Origin of the sequence: Erythrobacter sp. HKB08 (assembly GCF_004114695.1) — a bacterium.
Classification (GTDB): Bacteria; Pseudomonadota; Alphaproteobacteria; order Sphingomonadales; family Sphingomonadaceae; genus Parerythrobacter_A.
This window is the reverse complement of record NZ_CP035310.1, coordinates 842,693-858,299: the sequence shown is the minus strand read 5'-3', so window position 1 is coordinate 858,299 and position 15,607 is coordinate 842,693. Positions and strand designations below refer to the sequence as shown.

Sequence of the window (15,607 nt, the reverse complement as noted above, 5' to 3'; positions counted from 1 at the left end):
GTTCCCGCTCATGGTGGATAGACAAGCGGCCAAGTCCTCGGCAACATCGGTTGCAAAGCGCGACCGACAGAGTCGCGCCTTAAGGGAGAGGACTATGAAGCGGATCGCGCTGGCTGCGCCAATTCTCATGCTGGGGGCGGCATTCGGCCTCGCCTCCTGCGGCGACAAGGAGATGCCGGAAGGCGGCATCGACAACGTCCGGTTGATCAATGCGGGCGACGATACTGCCAACTGGATCACCCACGGCAGGACCTATTCCGAGCAGCGCTATTCCCCGCTCGACCAAGTGAACAAGGAAAACGTCGCCGACCTCGGCCTCGCCTGGTTCGCCGACATGGATACCGCGCGCGGCCAGGAAGCGACCCCGCTGGTGATGGACGGCAAGCTCTATCTCACCACCGCGTGGAGCAAGGTGAAGGCCTTCGACGCGGCGACCGGCGAGCCGCTGTGGGAATACGATCCGGAAGTTCCCGGCGAGACGGGCGTCAAGGCATGCTGCGACGTCGTCAACCGCGGCATGGCGGCCTGGGGCGATTCCCTGTTCTTCGGCACGCTCGATGGCCGCCTCATCGCACTCGACCGCGATACGGGCGAAGTGCGCTGGGAGAAGGTCACGGTCGACCAGGACCAGTCCTACACCATCACCGGCGCGCCGCGCGTGATCGACGGCAAGGTGCTGATCGGCAATGGCGGGGCCGAATTCGGCGTGCGCGGCTATATCGCGGCATACGACGTCGATGACGGCGAAGAGATCTGGCGCTTCTACACCGTGCCCGACAGCGATTCCTCCGACGACCCGGAATACCTCCAGAAGGCTTCGGAAACCTGGTTCGGCGATGTCCTCGGCAGCGAGAACGGCATCGGCGGCGGCGGCACCGTGTGGGATTCGATGGCCTATGATCCCGATCTCGACCTGCTCTACATCGGCGTCGGTAACGGCAGCCCGTGGAACCGCGCCTATCGCTCGCCGGGCGAAGACGGCACCGGTGAAGGCGACAACCTCTACCTCTCGAGCATCGTCGCGATCCGCGCGAGCACGGGCGACTATGTCTGGCATTACCAGACGACGCCGGGCGAGACGTGGGACTACACGGCGACGCAGCACATCATGCTCGCCGACATGGAAATCGACGGCAAGGAACGCCAGGTGCTGATGCAGGCACCGAAGAACGGCTTCTTCTACGTCATCGACCGCGCGACCGGCGAATTCATCTCGGCCGAGCCCTATGTCACGGTGAACTGGGCGACTGCGATCGACGACGCGGGCCGCCCGATCGAGAACCCCGAGGCGCGGATCGACAAGACCGGCAAGCCGGCGCTCGTCACTCCGGGCGCGCTCGGCGGGCACAACTGGCACCCGATGGCCTATCACCCGGGCGAGAACCTCGTGTACATCCCGGCCTTCGAGGCGGGCATGATGTATGCGCCGGAAGCCAACTGGAAACCCGACCGCAATCGCGGCTTCAACGTCGGCTTCGACCTCGGCGCGGGCGACCTGCCTCCGGACATGGGCGTGCGCCGCGAGGTAGCGGGCACGCTGCGGGGCATGCTGGTCGCCTGGGATCCGGTCGCGCAGGAGCCGCGCTGGACGGTCGAGCACCCGGGTCCGTGGAACGGCGGCCTGCTGGCCACCGGCGGCGGGCTCGTGTTCCAGGGCACGGCGGGCAGCGAATTCAACGCCTATGATGCCGGATCGGGAGAGAAGCTGTGGGGCTTCCCCGCACAGACCGGCGTTGTCGCACCTCCGATCACCTACACGGTCAATGGCGAACAATACGTCGCCGTGCTGGCCGGCTGGGGCGGCGCCTATGCGATCACGGTCGATGGCGAGCTGCTCAACAGCAAGGCGCCGGTGCAGAACATCAGCCGCCTGCTGGTGTTCAAGATCGGCGGCGAAGCGCAGCTGCCCGATATGCCGGCACTCGCGAGCCTGCCCCTCGACCCGCCGCCGAGCCGCGCGGACGCAGCGCAGATCGCGGCGGGCGGCAAGCACTATGCACGCTATTGCGCGGTGTGCCACGCTCCGGCTGCGGTCGGATCGAACGTGCTGCCCGACCTGCGGCGCAGCAGCACGCTCGCCAACCAGCAGGCGTTCCTGGCGGTCGTACATGACGGCATCTTGAAGGATCGCGGCATGGCGAGCTTCGCCGGATCGCTCGACAAGAACGAGATCGACGCGATCCGCGAATACATCATCTTCCGCGCGAACGAGGACAAGGACGCGGGGCTGAGCAAGTAGCGCTCAGCCGGAGAAGACCACCGTACGCTGGCCGTTGAGGAGCACTCGCTCCTCCAGATGGAGCCGCACCGCTTCGGCCAGCACACGGCGCTCGATATCGCGCCCCTTGCGGACCAGCTCTTCCGGGCTGTCGGCATGGCTGATCGGCTCGACGTCCTGGTGGATGATCGGCCCTTCGTCGAGATCGCGCGTCACGTAGTGAGCGGTCGTGCCGATCATCTTCACGCCGCGCGCATGCGCCTGGTGATAGGGTTTCGCGCCCTTGAAGCCGGGCAGGAAGGAATGGTGGATGTTGATGCACCGGCCCGAGAAATGCGCCGCCTGCTCGTCCGAAAGGATCTGCATGTAGCGCGCGAGAACGACGAGCTCCGCATCGGTCTCTTGCGCGATGGCGCGGACCCGCGCTTCCTGCGCGGGCTTGGTATCCCGGGTGATCGGCAGGTGGTGGAACGGGATGTCGCCGACATCGGTATGGCTGATGGCCTCGCGCGGATGGTTGGAGACGATCGCCACTGGCTCCATCGGCAGTTCGCCGATGCGCCAGCGGTAAAGCAGATCGGCAAGGCAGTGATCGAACTTGCTGACCATCAGCAGGACGCGGCGCGGCCGGTCGCGCAAAGCGAGCTTCCAGTCCATCGCGAATTCAGCCGCGACCCCGGCAAAATCCTCGCGAAGCATGTCGCGCGATGCCGCGCCGGGATCGAATTCGACCCGCATGAAGAAACGGCCGCTCTCGCTATCGTTGAACTGCTGCGCTTCGAGGACATTGCCGCCGCGCTCGAACAGGAACGAGGTCACGCGCGCGGTGATACCGGGGCGGTCGGCACAGCTAAGGGTAAGGACGAGAGGCTCTGACATGCCCCCTCCTGACGCGGGGGCTGCCGTTCGGCAAGATCGAACTGGTGCCAGCGGGGACAAGCTGCGGTTTGCGGGGCTTCACCCGCGCAAAAGGAAACGGCCCGGGACTCTTCGCCCCGGGCCGCTCCTGATTGTCGGTCAATCTGACTGGTCAGGGATTACCAGCCGAAGATGATGCCGACGCGGCCACCGACCTTGCCGCCCTTGTTCAGGCCGCCACCGACACCTGCGGTGATGGCAACCTTGTCGTTCACGCGGATGCCGACGTTGGCAGCGATTGCGTTCGCGCCTTCGTAGAAACCGCCCGAAACGGCGAGGTTGAACTTCGTGTCCGGCAGGAAGCCCATGCCGCCCAGTGCGATCGCCGTAGCGGTCGAGCTGGCAACTGCATCGTCGAGGTCGTCGAGACGGGTCTCGATGTTGCCGACGCGGGTGCTGAGGCCAGTGATCTGGTTCTGCAGGGCCGTGTCAGCAGCGATACGAGCGTTCTCTTCCGACGTTATGCGGTCGAGCAACTGAGCGTCGGCGAGAGCGCGGACTTCCGCTTCCTCGACGATCGCGGCAGCGTTCGTAGCAATGCGCTGATCATGCTCTACGAGGGTCGCTTCATTTTCGGTGATACGAACTTCGTGGTCAGCGAGGGTTTCCTCGTTTGCCGTGATGCGAACTTCGTGGTCAGCGAGGGTTTCCTCGTTTGCCGTGATGCGAACTTCGTGGTCAGCGAGGGTTTCCTCGTTTGCCGTGATGCGAACTTCGTGGTCAGCGAGCTGCTCTTCGTTCGCGGTGATGCGACCCTCGTGATCGACCAGAGCCGCAACAGCTTCGATTTCGAAGTCGGTCTCGTCCGCACGCGGATCGCCAAGCAGAGCCTGAGAGGCTGCGGCAATTGCAGCATTCTCGCTCTCAGCAGCCGGAACAAGAACGTCGCGAGCACGTGCGTAGGTATTGGTAATGTCGTCCAGCGCGTCAAACTGAGCCTGCTCGATTGCAGCCGTCTGATTTGCCGCTTCGGTATTGTCGTTCAGAGCGGTGAGACCGGCGGCGTCAGCGGTGAAGCCGGCATCCGTAATCGCATCGACAAAATCGTCGTTCGAAGCGAGCGAGGTGTCGAGTGCGGTAACGGCGTCGGCGAGATCGTCGGCGGCCGCGACGCGAGCTGCAACTGCATCGTCAAAGGCGCCCTGGGCTGCTGCCAGGTCAGCGGCTGCTGCATTGGCGTCGGCCAGTGCATCGGCACGCGCGGCTTCGGCATCAGCGAGATTCTGCTGAGCGTCTGCACGCGCTGCAAGAGCATCGTTGAGTGCAGCCAGGTTCGCCGGCGTCTGATCCGCGTCGTATGCGGCCTGGGCCGCGTCGACATCATCCTGCGCGTTGCTAAGAGCGACACTCGCATCGGTCACGTCAGAATTGGCTGCGGTCAGATCGTCAGCTGCAGCATCGAATGCAGTCTGGGCCGCGACGAATGCGTCGGCAGCATCGCTTTCCACCGCCAGAGCATCTTCGAAGCCGGTCTGGGCGGTATCGACTGCTTCGAAGGCAGCGAGGTTCTCGTCCGTCAGCGACGCTTCGACAGCAGCAGATGCTTCATTCAGGTCCGCTGCCGCTGCGTTGGCGGCATCGAGCTCTGCCTGGGCCGCCTCGGTTTCGGCTTCGGTCGGAGCGGTCTGCTCGATCTTGCTGTCGAGGTTATCATAGGCGCCGTCAGCCATAGCCGCGTAATCGGGGCTTAGACGATAATCGACGTCGCCATTCGGCTCAGTACAAAGAACGAAACCGTCCGAGAAGACCGTGCACGTTTCAGCCGACTGTGCCGCGGCCGGAGTTGCAACCACCAGCGCGCCCCCTGCGACGCCGGTCATCAGGCCAGCAATCGCTGCGCGGCCCGCAAAATTCATAGTACGCATAAATAACCCCTCAAAAGGAAAGCTAACAATTGTTATCAACCAGGCGACCCGTGGACCCAGTTGAAGTGGGGCTACTTGAATTACTGTTCTTTTGATATCGCTTTTGAGTAATACTTTTATATATACAAATGGAATGCGAATGCCCTAGTTCGCACGTGATTCCGAATATAGGTAGTAGATATACGCGTCGCTGGGGGGCATCTGTGTTTAACAAAGATATAGATTTTGTATGAAAGCGACATTTTTAGGTCGCAAATTGTATTTGCGCGACATTTTCGGGGGCGCGAATTGTATCTCAGCGACATTCCGCAAATGCAATCAAGTGGTCGATTCCGGTGAATGACAGTCTGACGAAATTTTCGCGTGCCTTCGGGCAGGCCGGGGTCGAGGTGTTCACGATCGAGGGGCGCATCATCATGCACCTGCTCAATCACGGTGACGCCCGCATCAAGGAGCTGCTGCTCGCTTCGGAATCGTCCTATCGCGGCTTCTACCTCGCGATAGAGCGCCTCAAGACCAAGGGTGTCGTGACATCCGAAGTCGACCCGCACGACCGACGCGCGCGACTCATCCGGCTCGCCAATGTCGAAGGTATCGCGACGAAGAAATAGCTGCCCGCTTCAGCCAGCGGGCAACCGCACAGGTACCGACCGTTCGTGTGCCGAAAGGCTCAGCGCCTCGACAATGCTTCTTCGCTTTCCGCCATCAGCTGCGCAATGATGTCGGCGACCGGCTCTTCGGCCTTGACCATGCCGACGCTCTGCCCGGCCATCAGGCTGCCGTTCTCGACATCGCCATCGATCACCGCGCGGCGCAATGCACCCGCCCAGTAGTGCTCGATCTGCAGCTGTGCCTCGGCCATCGCGACTTCCTCGCGGTCGAGCATTCCGGCGACTTCGATCTGCTTGGCAGTGAATTCCTCGGTGCCCTTGTTCTTCAGCGCGCGCACCGGGATGACCGGCAGGCGCGGGTCGACCTGCACGCTGGCGATCGCATCGCGCGCATTGGCGCGGAAGAAGGCCTTCTTGAAATCGGGATGCGCAATGCTCTCGCTCGCACAGGCGAAACGCGTGCCGAGCTGCACGCCGACGGCGCCCATTTCGAGGTAGCCGGCAATCGCCTGGCCCTTGCCGATACCCCCGGCGACGAAGACGATGTGGTCGTCGGCCAGTTCGGGCAGGAATTCCTGCGCGAGCACGCTGGTCGAGACAGGGCCGATATGGCCGCCCGCTTCCATGCCCTCGATCACCAGCGCATCGCCGCCCGAGCGCAGCAGCTTCTTGGCGAGCGCCAGCGTCGGCGCGAACACGATGACCTTGGCGCCATGCGCCTTGATCGCCTCGACACTGCCCTTGGGAGGAATGCCGCCAGCAAGCACGACATGGCTCACGCCGTGCTTCCCGCAAACCTCGATCAGATCCATCAGGTCGGGATGCATGGTGATGAGGTTCACGCCGAAGGGCTTGTCGGTCAGCTTCTTCGTTTCGGCGATCTCGGTGTCGAGCAGGTCGGGCGTCATGGCGCCGCATGCGATCACCCCGAAGCCGCCCGCATTGCTGATCGCGGAGACGAGATTGCGTTCCGATACCCAGCTCATCGCGCCGCACAGGATGGCATATTCGGAGCCGAGGAAATCGGTGCCGCGCTGCATCAGGCGGCTGGTCTTGGGATAGCTGCTCATGGTCGAGGCGCTTAGGACCAGCCGCGATCCGCCGCAAGCCTCGCACGGCATATCCTCCCCGTTTGCTGGCGGTTTGCGCCCGGTCAAAGACATGCGGTCAAAACGATTACTATGTGACAATTAATCGATTGGACGAATTAATCGCGAAGGCGCACATCAGGCCCATAATTCAAACGACTCAGGAGGATGCCATGGATATGAAGACCGGAGAAATGAGCGGCGGATGCCCGTTCCACGGTGACGGAGGCATGCGCGGCCTGCTTGGCCGGACCAACCGCGACTGGTGGCCCGACGCGCTCCAGCTCGACATTCTCACCCAGGAAGGCCGCAGCGCCGATCCGATGGACAAAGACTTCGATTACTGCGAAGCCTTCAATGCGATCGACTACAAGGCGCTGAAGGAAGACCTGACCGCGCTGATGACCGACAGCCAGGAATGGTGGCCGGCGGACTACGGCCACTACGGCCCGTTCTTCATCCGCATGGCGTGGCACGCGGCGGGCACCTATCGCACCGGCGACGGTCGCGGCGGTGCAGGCAGCGGCCAGCAGCGCTTCGCCCCGCTCAACAGCTGGCCCGACAACGGCAACCTCGACAAGGCACGCCGCCTGCTGTGGCCGATCAAGCAGAAGTACGGCAAGCACATCAGCTGGGCCGACCTTTTCATCCTGACCGGTAACGTCGCCATCGAAAGCATGGGCGGCCCGGTCTTCGGCTTCGGCGGCGGCCGCAAGGACGTGTTCGAGCCGGAAACTGTCTATTGGGGCACGGAAGAAAAGTGGGTCGACGAAGGCGCCGAAACCCGCATCATCCCCGATGAAGGCAAGGCGCTCGACAACCCGCTGGCCGCGATCCAGATGGGCCTCATCTACGTCAACCCGGAAGGCCCGGGCGGCAATCCGCACGATGCGGAAGGCATGGCCCGCGACATGCGCGAAACCTTTGCCCGCATGGCGATGAACGACGAGGAAACCGTCGCTCTTACCGCCGGTGGGCACGCGTTCGGCAAGGCGCATGGTGCCAAGCCGTCCGATACTTTCGGCAAGGCGCCGGAAGGGGAGAGCCTGCATACCATGGGCTTCGGCTGGCTGACCGACCCGGAAGAAATCGGCAAGGGTCACATCACCACCTCGGGCATCGAAGGCGCGTGGACCCCGAACCCGACCGAGTGGGGCAACGACTATTTCCGCCTGCTGTTCAAATATGAATACGAGCTCGTCCAGAGCCCGGCCGGCGCGAACCAGTGGCAGCCGATCAATCCGGACCCCGAGGACATGGCGCCCGACGCGCGCGATCCGTCCAAGAAGGTCCCGACCATGATGACCACCGCCGACATGGCGCTGAAGCGCGACCCGGAATATCGCAAGATTTCCGAGCGCTTCCGTGACGACCAGGCGGCGCTCGACGATGCCTTCGCCCGCGCATGGTTCAAGCTGTGCCACCGCGACATGGGTCCCAAGGTCCGCTACCTCGGCCCGGAAGTGCCGGCAGAAGACCTGATCTGGCAGGATCCGATCCCCGCCGGCTCGCAGCCGACCGAAAAGGAAGTCGCGACCTTCAAGTCCGACGTCCTCTCGAGCGGGCTGACGGTCAGCGAGCTGGTCAAGGCGGCCTGGGCTTCGGCCTCGACCTATCGCAACTCCGACCACCGCGGCGGTGCCAACGGGGCGCACATCCGCTTCGATGCGCTGCGCAACTGGAAGGTCAACGATCCGGAAGAGCTGACCAAGGTGCTCAACAAGCTCGACGAGCTTCGCGGCGGCATCTCGATGGCCGATGCCATCGTGCTCGCCGGTGCGGCAGCGATCGAGAAGGCAGCGCAGGACGGCGGCTTCAACGTCAGCGTCGATGTGACCACCGGCCGCGGCGATGCGACGGAAGACCAGTTCGATGCAGAGAGCTGGGAGCCGCTCGAGCCTTTCGCCGACGGTTTCCGCAACTACCTGAAGACCAAGGCTTCGGTGAAGACCGAGGACATGCTGGTCGACAAGGCGCACCTGCTCGGCCTCTCGATCCCCGAGATGACAGCGCTGGTCGGCGGCATGCGCGCGCTGGGTGCTGTCACCAAGCACGCGCAGCACGGCTCCAAGATCGGCGTCCTGACCGACCGTCCGGGCACGCTGTCGAACGACTTCTTCGTCAACCTGCTCGAAATGGGCACGGTGTGGGAAGTGGTCGACGAGAGCGGTGACGAGGAATTCGTCGGTCGCTGCCGCAAGGAAGGCACCGAGAAGTGGCGTGCGACCCGCACCGACCTCGTCTTCGGTTCGAACTCGCAGCTGCGCGCAATCGCCGAAGTCTTTGCCGAGAATGGCGGCGAGCAGAAGTTCGTCGACACCTTTGTGAAGGCATGGACCAAGGTGATGGACGCCGACCGCTTCGACCTCAGCTACGCCAAGTACCATAGCTGATACCCGCACGGACATTCCGTGGGCCGGATAATCCCCCCGGCCGACAAGGCTCCCCGCAGTTCGCCGACTGCGGGGAGTTTTGCATTCGGCCTTGGAGAAAGCGCTAGATCCAGCCCTTGTCGCGCAGGCCGGGCGCGGCATTGCGCGACACCGGAGCTTCCAGGCCGTTGGGCAGGACGAGGCGGATATTGCGCCCCTCGCGCCGCACGTCCTCGACCGCATGGCGCGCCACCCACCAGCTGCGATGGACTTGCTCGCCCTCGATTCCGTCGAGTTCCGCCACCGCATCGCGCAGGCGCATCAAGACCAGCTCGGAGCCGAGCGCGGTGTGCGCGCGGACGTAGTGGTCCTCCATCTCCAGCGCGATCAGGTCGCTGCCGAGATGCGCAGGCAGCCGTTCTATGAAGCGCGGCCCAACCTCATCGGCCTCTTCCTGCGCGGCAGGCTGGGAAGCGGGCGCGGCATCTTCGACCGCATTGCGGCTCTCAATGAGGTAGAAAATCGCCGTAATGCTCGCGCCGATGACCAGCACATTGAGATAGGTGCCCAGCGCATCGGGCAGCGTCGGAGAGGGAATGGGGCCCGGCAGGAAGCCGATAATCCAGATCAGGATCGCCAGCGGAACCGTTGCGATCAGCACCGCCCCGACCCACAGGCCGATGCGCGGCAAGTGAAGCGCGGTGTGTGCGCGCTCGACCATCCAGCCCATCGGGCTGTAGACCACGTATCCGAGGTATGCGAGGCCGAGCCAGCTCACCAGCCGCAGCGCAAACGGTGCCTCGGCACTGCCGAACGGCCCGATCACGGCGAGCACCAGGCCGATCACCGTCATGATCGAGAGATCGATGATGATCTTGCGCACCAGAGCGGCGCGTGGACCGGGTTCCTTGCTGCTCATGACAGGCGAAACTAACGCCCGTTCGCGCTTCGTAAAGTGGCAAACGCCAGCATTTGCGCGCTTTTCGCGAAGTGCCCCTGCGACCGGCGCAGGCTCGATTGCCCGCGAAAGGGCTCGCGGCATGGTGGCTCCAACGAACACGAATGGAGCCAGCCATGTCCACTCTCGCACTGCCTTTCACCAAGTCCGCTGCCAAGCCGGGCTTCGATATTGGACCCGTGACGCGCGGGCTCGTCGCCGCCGTGACGATCCTCCTCACCTCGGCAGCCCTGCTCGCGATTTTCCGCGGCGTCTTCGGCTTCGCGCCTGCGCACCCCAATATCCGCGAGCTTGCCATCGCGATCCACGTCTCGACCGTGCTGCCGGCGATCCCGCTCGGCGGCTACCTGCTGCTCGCGCCCAAGGGCGGCAAGCGGCACAAGATGCTCGGCAAGATCTGGATCGGCCTGATGGTCACCACCGCGACCGCGGCGATCTTCATCAAGACGAGCGGTAGCTTCAGCTTCATCCATATCTTCGTGCCGCTCACGCTGTGGAGCAGCTACAAGGTCATCGCCAGCGCGCGGGCCGGCGACATGAAGAAGCACAAGCAGGAAATCCTCGGCCTGTTCTTCGGCGCGCTGCTGATCCCCGGGCTGGTCGCATTCCTGCTGCCCGGCCGGCTGATGAACGTGATGATCTTCGGCTGGCCCGCCTGAGCAGGCCGGCGCCTCAGGCCGCTTCGTCCTGGGCGTCGAGACCGTAGGCGGTGTGCAGCACGCGCACCGCCAGTTCGGTTTCGTCCTCGTCGATCATGACGCTGACCTTGATTTCCGAGGTGGTTATCGCCTGGATGTTGATCCCGCGATCGGCCAGCGCCTGGAACATGGTCGCGGCGACACCCGCGTGGCTCTTCATGCCGACACCGACGACGCTGATCTTGGCGATCTGGCTGTCGGTTATGATGCGGTTGAAGCCGATGTCCTCGCGCTTGTCCTCCAGCAATGCCTGAGCCCGCGCAAGGTCGGCCTGCGGCACGGTAAAGGTCACGTCGGTCTCGCCCTTGTCGCGGCCGACGTTCTGGATGATCATGTCGACATTGATCGACGCCTTGGCGAGCGGATCGAAGATATGCGCCACCGCACCCGGCTTGTCGGGCACGCGGGTGAGGATGATCTTCGCCTCGTTCTTGTCATGCGCGATACCGGTTACGTGCTGGCGTTCCATGTCGCCCTCCTGAAGGATCTGGTCCATTTCCGCTTCCGACACGATCAGCGTGCCGGGCAATTCGTCCGCCGGGGTGGCGTCGTCGTCGATGAAACTGGAGAGGACCTGCACGCGCACGCCCTCCTTCATCGCAAGGCCGACCGAGCGGGTCTGGAGCACCTTGGCCCCGACGCTCGCGAGCTCGAGCATTTCCTCGTAGGTCACCGCCTTGAGCTTGCGCGCCTTGGCGACGATGCGCGGGTCGGTCGTATAGACCCCGTCGACATCGGTGTAGATATCGCACCGGTCGGCATCGATTGCAGCAGCGACCGCCACGGCCGAGGTGTCCGACCCGCCCCGCCCCAGTGTGGTGATGCGGCCATCCTCGCCGACGCCCTGGAAGCCCGGGATGACCGCGATTTCGCCCGCTTCGAGGCTGGCGATCATGTCGGGTGCTTCGATGCTCTCGATCCGCGCCTTGGCATGCGCCTCGACGGTCTTCACCGGCAGCTGCCAGCCGAGCCAGCTGCGCGCCTTGCAGCCCAGCCCCTGCAGGGTGAGCGCGAGCAATCCGCTCGTCACCTGTTCGCCGCTGGAGACGACCACGTCGTATTCCGCCGGATCGTAGAGCGCATGCGCCTCGCGGCAGAAATTGACCAGCCGGTCGGTCTCGCCCGCCATGGCGGACACGACGACGGCGACCTGGTGGCCAGCTGCCTGCTGGCGGCGCACGATATTGGCCACGCGCCGGATGCGCTCGGTGCCGGCCATCGAAGTGCCGCCGAATTTCATCACGATACGCGCCAAGGATCGTCTCTCCTGCCGTTCGAAACCGGAAGTGGCGGGTTAGGGGCGGCTCGCCGGAATGACAAGCGGACTTGCTGTTTGGCCGGCGATAGCGTTGATTGCCAGCCGGAGGAGAGAGACGATGGCCGAGCTAGTCCATGTGCCGCGCGATATCGCGCCCGGGGAAATCGCCCAGCTGCTGAAGCGCGACGGAGCCTGCATCATCGACGATGCAATGGCGCCCGGCCAGCTCGATGCACTCAAGGGCGAGATCATGCCCTATGTCGAGGCGACGCCGATGGGGATGGACGATTTCACCGGCCGGCAGACGAGCCGCACTGGCGCGCTCGTCGCGCGATCGGCAGCCTGCCGCGACCTCGTGATGGACGACCGGCTGATCGGGGCCTGCGACGCCTTCCTCAAGGAGTATTGCGATACCTACCAGCTCCACCTGACCCAGCTCATCCGCATCTTCCCGGGGCAAGGCGCGCAGGTGCTCCACCGCGACCGGCTGGCATGGGGCGGCTTCCTGCCGCGCGAGCTGGAGCCGCAGCTCAATACCATCTGGGCAGTCACCGATTTCACCCGCGAGAACGGCGCGACCCGCGTCGTTCCGGGATCGAACAACTGGGACCCGGAACGCCATGCCGAGGACCACGAGATCAGCTATGCCGAGATGAAGGCCGGCTCGGTGCTGGTCTATTCCGGCTCGGTCATCCATTCGGGCGGCAAGAACGAGAGCGACGCCGACCGCATGGGGCTGAACATCACCTACTGCCTCGGCTGGCTGCGGCAGGAGGAGAACCAGTATCTCTCCTGCCCGCCCGAAATAGCGAAGGATTTCAGCCCGCAATTGCGCGCGCTGCTCGGTTACGCCATGGGCAGCTACGCGCTCGGCTATTTCACCCCGCCCCTGCCGCCGGGTGAAGGTCCGGAGATCACCCCGCCCGACTGGCTGTTCGGCGAAGCGGCCTCGAGCTGGGGGAACGATCTCTTCGCCAGCGTGTCGGAAAGGGCAGACAGGGGCGCGCTCTAGGCTCGTTCCAGCGACGAAGGATGACGATGGACAACGGCGTTACGATCCGGCCCGAGGAAGCGGCCCATTTCGGCAAGCTCGCCAGCGAATGGTGGAACCCCAAGGGTTCCTCCGCCATGCTGCACAAGCTCAACCCGGTGCGCCTTCGCTTCATCCGCGAGGCTGTCGACATGCACTGGGCCTGCGACATCGACAATGTGCGCCCGCTTGCCGGAAAAAGCGCGCTCGACGTCGGCTGCGGCGCGGGCCTGCTGTGCGAGCCGCTTGCCCGGCTCGGCGCTGCGGTCACCGGGGTCGATGCGGCGCCGGAGAACGTGCAGGCGGCAGCGGCGCACGCTGAAGGAGCGGGGCTCGATATCCGCTACATGGCGGGCGACATCGCATCGCTCGACATCGGCACATTCGATCTCGTCACCAGCATGGAAGTGCTCGAGCATGTCGCGGACAAGGCTGCATTTATCGCGGCTCTGGCGGGCAAGCTTGCGCCCGGCGGGCTGATGGTGCTCTCCACTCCCAACCGCACCGCGGCGAGCAGGCTGCTGCTGGTCGGCGCAGCCGAGGCGGTCGGCGCAGTCCCCAAGGGCACGCACCACTGGGACGATTTCGTCACGCCGGAGGAACTTGGCGACTTGCTTTCGGCGGCGGGCCTCACCGTCACCTCCCGCACCGGGATCGGTTTCAGCCCGGCGAAAGGCCTCCACCTGTCGGACGACGAGAGCCTGAACTACATCCTCAGCGCGCGCCGCGATTGAGCGCCTTGGCGGTCCGCCCCGGATCGTCGGTAAAGACCCCATCCACGCCGAGCTTGTAGAGCATTTGCAATAGCGCCTCGGGATTGCCGACCGCGCTCTCCCCACCCTGCGATTGCAGCGCAGGCGGCAGGAAAGCGTTTTCCTTGCGCAGCGTCCATGCATGAACCGCAAGGCCTGCAGCCTTCGCATCCTTGATCACGGGCGTCGGATCGAGCCCTTCGTCGAACAGCAGGCGCATGTCGACGCCGATCGCATCGGCATAGGCTGCGATCTCCGCCAGCCCGCTAGGCGTGACCATTTCGGCATAGCGCATGTCCGGCTCGTCCGCCGGGCCGCCGTTCATCTCGAGCAATTGCACCAGCTTGAAGTCGCTGCGCTTGTCGAGCCGCTGGAGCGGGCCGACCTCGAAGCTCTGGATGAAGACCGGATCGTCCGGCGTGACGCCGAGCTTGCGCAGCTCGATCAGCAGCAGGTCGACCGTGTCGATGCCCTCTTCCTGCAGCAGGAAATCGGGGTGCTTGAGTTCGGGATAGAGGCCGATCCGGCGGCCGGTCTCGGCTTCCTTGGCGCGGACCAGCTTGACGATCTCTTCCAGCGTCGGGACCTGGTAGAGCCCGTCGAAGCGCATGTTCTGGCGGCGGATGCCGGGCAGGCGCTCCTTGGCGCGCAGGGTCCGCAATTCGGCCAGCGTGAAGTCCTCGGCGAACCAGCCGTTGATCAACTCGCCGTCGATTTCCTTGGCGCGGCGGCGGGCGGAGAATTCCTCGCGGTCGGCGACGTCGGTCGTGCCGGAAATCTCGTTCTCGTGCCGCGCGACGAGGACCCCGTCCTTGGTCACGACGAGGTCGGGCTCGATGTAGTCCGCGCCCTGGTCGATCGCGAGTTCATAGGCGGCCAGCGTATGCTCGGGTCGCTCGCCGCTGGCCCCGCGGTGCGCGATGACGAGGAAGTCCCCCGCCGGCTGAGCGAGGGCTGGAGCCGAACCCAGCGATGCCACCGCGACCAGCGATGCGACGACCAACCTCAGCACAGTGCCGCGTCCCATTCGTCGTCCTTGAACCCGACCAACAGCCCGCCGTCATGTTCGACGATCGGCCGCTTGATCATGCTCGGGTTGTCTTTCAGCAAGGCGACGGCCTTGGCAGCGTCGATATCCGCCTTCTGCTCGTCCGACAGCTTGCGGAAGGTCGTGCCGCGCCGGTTGAGCACCGTGTCGACGCCCTTGGCCTCGATCCACGCTGCCAGCTTCCCGGCATCGGCGCCTTCCTTCTTGTAGTCGTGGAAGGTGTATTCGATGCCCTTCGCATAAAGCCACTTGCGCGCCTTCTTGACCGTGTCGCAGTTCGGAATGCCGTAGAAATCTATGCTCATGAACCTGTCCTAGAACGATTTTGCAAGATGCGCGTCGGCGATCGCTACGGCGAGGGCGTCGGCCGCATCGGCGCCTGCAAGCTGCGTACCGGGTAGCAGGACTTTCAGCATGGCCTGGACCTGCGTCTTGTCCGCCCCGCCGGTGCCGACGACCGATTTCTTGACCAGCCGCGCCGCGTGCTCGTTCACCGCAAGGCCTGCGCTGCCGCACGCCGCGAGCACTGCACCGCGGGCCTGTGCGAGCTTGAGCGTCGATTGCGGGTTCTTGTTGGCGAAGACTTCCTCCGCCGCCGCGCGGTCGGGGCGATGCGCCGCGATGACCTCTGCGATACCGGACTGGAGCGCTGCGAGGCGCTCGGCCATCGGTTCTTTCGCCCCGGTCGGGATCTGGCCGTTGGCGATATGCGCGATGCGCGATCCCTCGACCCTGATGACGCCCCAGCCGGTGCAGCTGAGCGAGGGGTCGAGTCCGAGGATGATGGTCAT

Annotated in this window: 14 protein-coding genes; 6 read left to right on the top strand and 8 right to left on the bottom strand. The window is 64.4% G+C overall.

Translation table 11 applies throughout. The features are described from left to right. The first annotated feature begins 94 nt into the window (after positions 1–94). Positions 95–2,239, top strand: coding sequence for a PQQ-dependent dehydrogenase, methanol/ethanol family (locus EO245_RS04070; protein WP_128891732.1), 2,145 nt, complete (start codon positions 95–97; stop codon positions 2,237–2,239). Positions 2,240–2,242: 3 nt separating this feature from the next. On the opposite strand, the gene purU is transcribed toward EO245_RS04070, so the two are convergent. Together purU and EO245_RS04060 are read right to left on the bottom strand one after the other, a co-directional pair. Beyond that, on the bottom strand, positions 2,243–3,097 hold the full coding sequence (gene purU / locus EO245_RS04065; protein ID WP_128891731.1) for a formyltetrahydrofolate deformylase: 855 nt from the start codon (positions 3,095–3,097) through the stop codon (positions 2,243–2,245). Positions 3,098–3,255: 158 nt separating this feature from the next. Beyond that, positions 3,256–5,001 (bottom strand): YadA C-terminal domain-containing protein, encoded by a 1,746-nt coding sequence (locus EO245_RS04060; RefSeq protein ID WP_128891730.1) that lies wholly within the window; start codon positions 4,999–5,001, stop codon positions 3,256–3,258. Positions 5,002–5,336: 335 nt separating this feature from the next. Here EO245_RS04060 and EO245_RS04055 point away from each other — a divergent pair, with 335 nt between their 5' ends. Then, entirely contained in the window at positions 5,337–5,612 is a 276-nt protein-coding gene (locus EO245_RS04055; protein ID WP_128891729.1) for a helix-turn-helix domain-containing protein, read from the top strand. 59 nt (positions 5,613–5,671) lie between these two features. Here EO245_RS04055 and EO245_RS04050 read toward each other — a convergent pair whose 3' ends face one another. Then, positions 5,672–6,682: a nitronate monooxygenase family protein gene (locus EO245_RS04050; RefSeq protein WP_199798679.1), complete on the bottom strand. Its 1,011-nt coding sequence runs from the start codon at positions 6,680–6,682 to the stop codon at positions 5,672–5,674. A 191-nt stretch (positions 6,683–6,873) separates the two neighbouring features. On the opposite strand from EO245_RS04050, the gene katG reads away from it, so the two are divergent. Continuing rightward, positions 6,874–9,093 (top strand): catalase/peroxidase HPI, encoded by a 2,220-nt coding sequence (katG, locus tag EO245_RS04045; RefSeq protein ID WP_128891727.1) that lies wholly within the window; start codon positions 6,874–6,876, stop codon positions 9,091–9,093. Positions 9,094–9,196: 103 nt separating this feature from the next. Here katG and EO245_RS04040 read toward each other — a convergent pair whose 3' ends face one another. After that, positions 9,197–9,991 (bottom strand): LytTR family DNA-binding domain-containing protein, encoded by a 795-nt coding sequence (locus EO245_RS04040; protein ID WP_128891726.1) that lies wholly within the window; start codon positions 9,989–9,991, stop codon positions 9,197–9,199. A gap of 155 nt (positions 9,992–10,146) precedes the next feature. Here EO245_RS04040 and EO245_RS04035 point away from each other — a divergent pair, with 155 nt between their 5' ends. Further along, positions 10,147–10,689 (top strand): DUF2306 domain-containing protein, encoded by a 543-nt coding sequence (locus tag EO245_RS04035; protein ID WP_128891725.1) that lies wholly within the window; start codon positions 10,147–10,149, stop codon positions 10,687–10,689. Between the two features lie 13 nt (positions 10,690–10,702). On the opposite strand, the gene EO245_RS04030 is transcribed toward EO245_RS04035, so the two are convergent. After that, complete coding sequence (locus EO245_RS04030; RefSeq protein WP_128891724.1) at positions 10,703–11,983, bottom strand: aspartate kinase; 1,281 nt, start codon at positions 11,981–11,983, stop codon at positions 10,703–10,705. 121 nt (positions 11,984–12,104) lie between these two features. On the opposite strand from EO245_RS04030, the gene EO245_RS04025 reads away from it, so the two are divergent. Together EO245_RS04025 and ubiG are read left to right on the top strand one after the other, a co-directional pair. After that, positions 12,105–12,998: a phytanoyl-CoA dioxygenase family protein gene (locus EO245_RS04025; protein WP_128891723.1), complete on the top strand. Its 894-nt coding sequence runs from the start codon at positions 12,105–12,107 to the stop codon at positions 12,996–12,998. 26 nt (positions 12,999–13,024) lie between these two features. After that, on the top strand, positions 13,025–13,750 hold the full coding sequence (gene ubiG / locus EO245_RS04020) for a bifunctional 2-polyprenyl-6-hydroxyphenol methylase/3-demethylubiquinol 3-O-methyltransferase UbiG (protein ID WP_128891722.1): 726 nt from the start codon (positions 13,025–13,027) through the stop codon (positions 13,748–13,750). On the opposite strand, the gene EO245_RS04015 is transcribed toward ubiG, so the two are convergent. From EO245_RS04015 to ruvC, 3 genes are read right to left on the bottom strand one after another with little or no spacing between them, the layout of a single operon-like run. Then, positions 13,731–14,795 (bottom strand): glycerophosphodiester phosphodiesterase, encoded by a 1,065-nt coding sequence (locus tag EO245_RS04015; protein ID WP_128891721.1) that lies wholly within the window; start codon positions 14,793–14,795, stop codon positions 13,731–13,733. The genes ubiG and EO245_RS04015 overlap by 20 nt on opposite strands. Next, complete coding sequence (locus EO245_RS04010; protein WP_128891720.1) at positions 14,774–15,121, bottom strand: arsenate reductase; 348 nt, start codon at positions 15,119–15,121, stop codon at positions 14,774–14,776. Before EO245_RS04010 ends, EO245_RS04015 begins: the two co-directional genes overlap by 22 nt. A gap of 9 nt (positions 15,122–15,130) precedes the next feature. Further along, positions 15,131–15,607: a crossover junction endodeoxyribonuclease RuvC gene (gene ruvC / locus EO245_RS04005; protein WP_128891719.1), complete on the bottom strand. Its 477-nt coding sequence runs from the start codon at positions 15,605–15,607 to the stop codon at positions 15,131–15,133.

Coding starts and splice junctions, on each gene's coding strand:
- EO245_RS04015 (WP_128891721.1), bottom strand. CDS start 14,795: ATGGGACGCGGCACTGTGCTGAGGTTGGTCGTCGCATCGCTGGTCGCG.
- EO245_RS04070 (WP_128891732.1), top strand. CDS start 95: ATGAAGCGGATCGCGCTGGCTGCGCCAATTCTCATGCTGGGGGCGGCA.
- ubiG (WP_128891722.1), top strand. CDS start 13,025: ATGGACAACGGCGTTACGATCCGGCCCGAGGAAGCGGCCCATTTCGGC.
- EO245_RS04040 (WP_128891726.1), bottom strand. CDS start 9,991: ATGAGCAGCAAGGAACCCGGTCCACGCGCCGCTCTGGTGCGCAAGATC.
- EO245_RS04010 (WP_128891720.1), bottom strand. CDS start 15,121: ATGAGCATAGATTTCTACGGCATTCCGAACTGCGACACGGTCAAGAAG.
- EO245_RS04050 (WP_199798679.1), bottom strand. CDS start 6,682: ATGAGCAGCTATCCCAAGACCAGCCGCCTGATGCAGCGCGGCACCGAT.
- EO245_RS04025 (WP_128891723.1), top strand. CDS start 12,105: ATGGCCGAGCTAGTCCATGTGCCGCGCGATATCGCGCCCGGGGAAATC.
- purU (WP_128891731.1), bottom strand. CDS start 3,097: ATGTCAGAGCCTCTCGTCCTTACCCTTAGCTGTGCCGACCGCCCCGGT.
- EO245_RS04035 (WP_128891725.1), top strand. CDS start 10,147: ATGTCCACTCTCGCACTGCCTTTCACCAAGTCCGCTGCCAAGCCGGGC.
- ruvC (WP_128891719.1), bottom strand. CDS start 15,607: ATGACCATCATCCTCGGACTCGACCCCTCGCTCAGCTGCACCGGCTGG.
- EO245_RS04060 (WP_128891730.1), bottom strand. CDS start 5,001: ATGCGTACTATGAATTTTGCGGGCCGCGCAGCGATTGCTGGCCTGATG.
- katG (WP_128891727.1), top strand. CDS start 6,874: ATGGATATGAAGACCGGAGAAATGAGCGGCGGATGCCCGTTCCACGGT.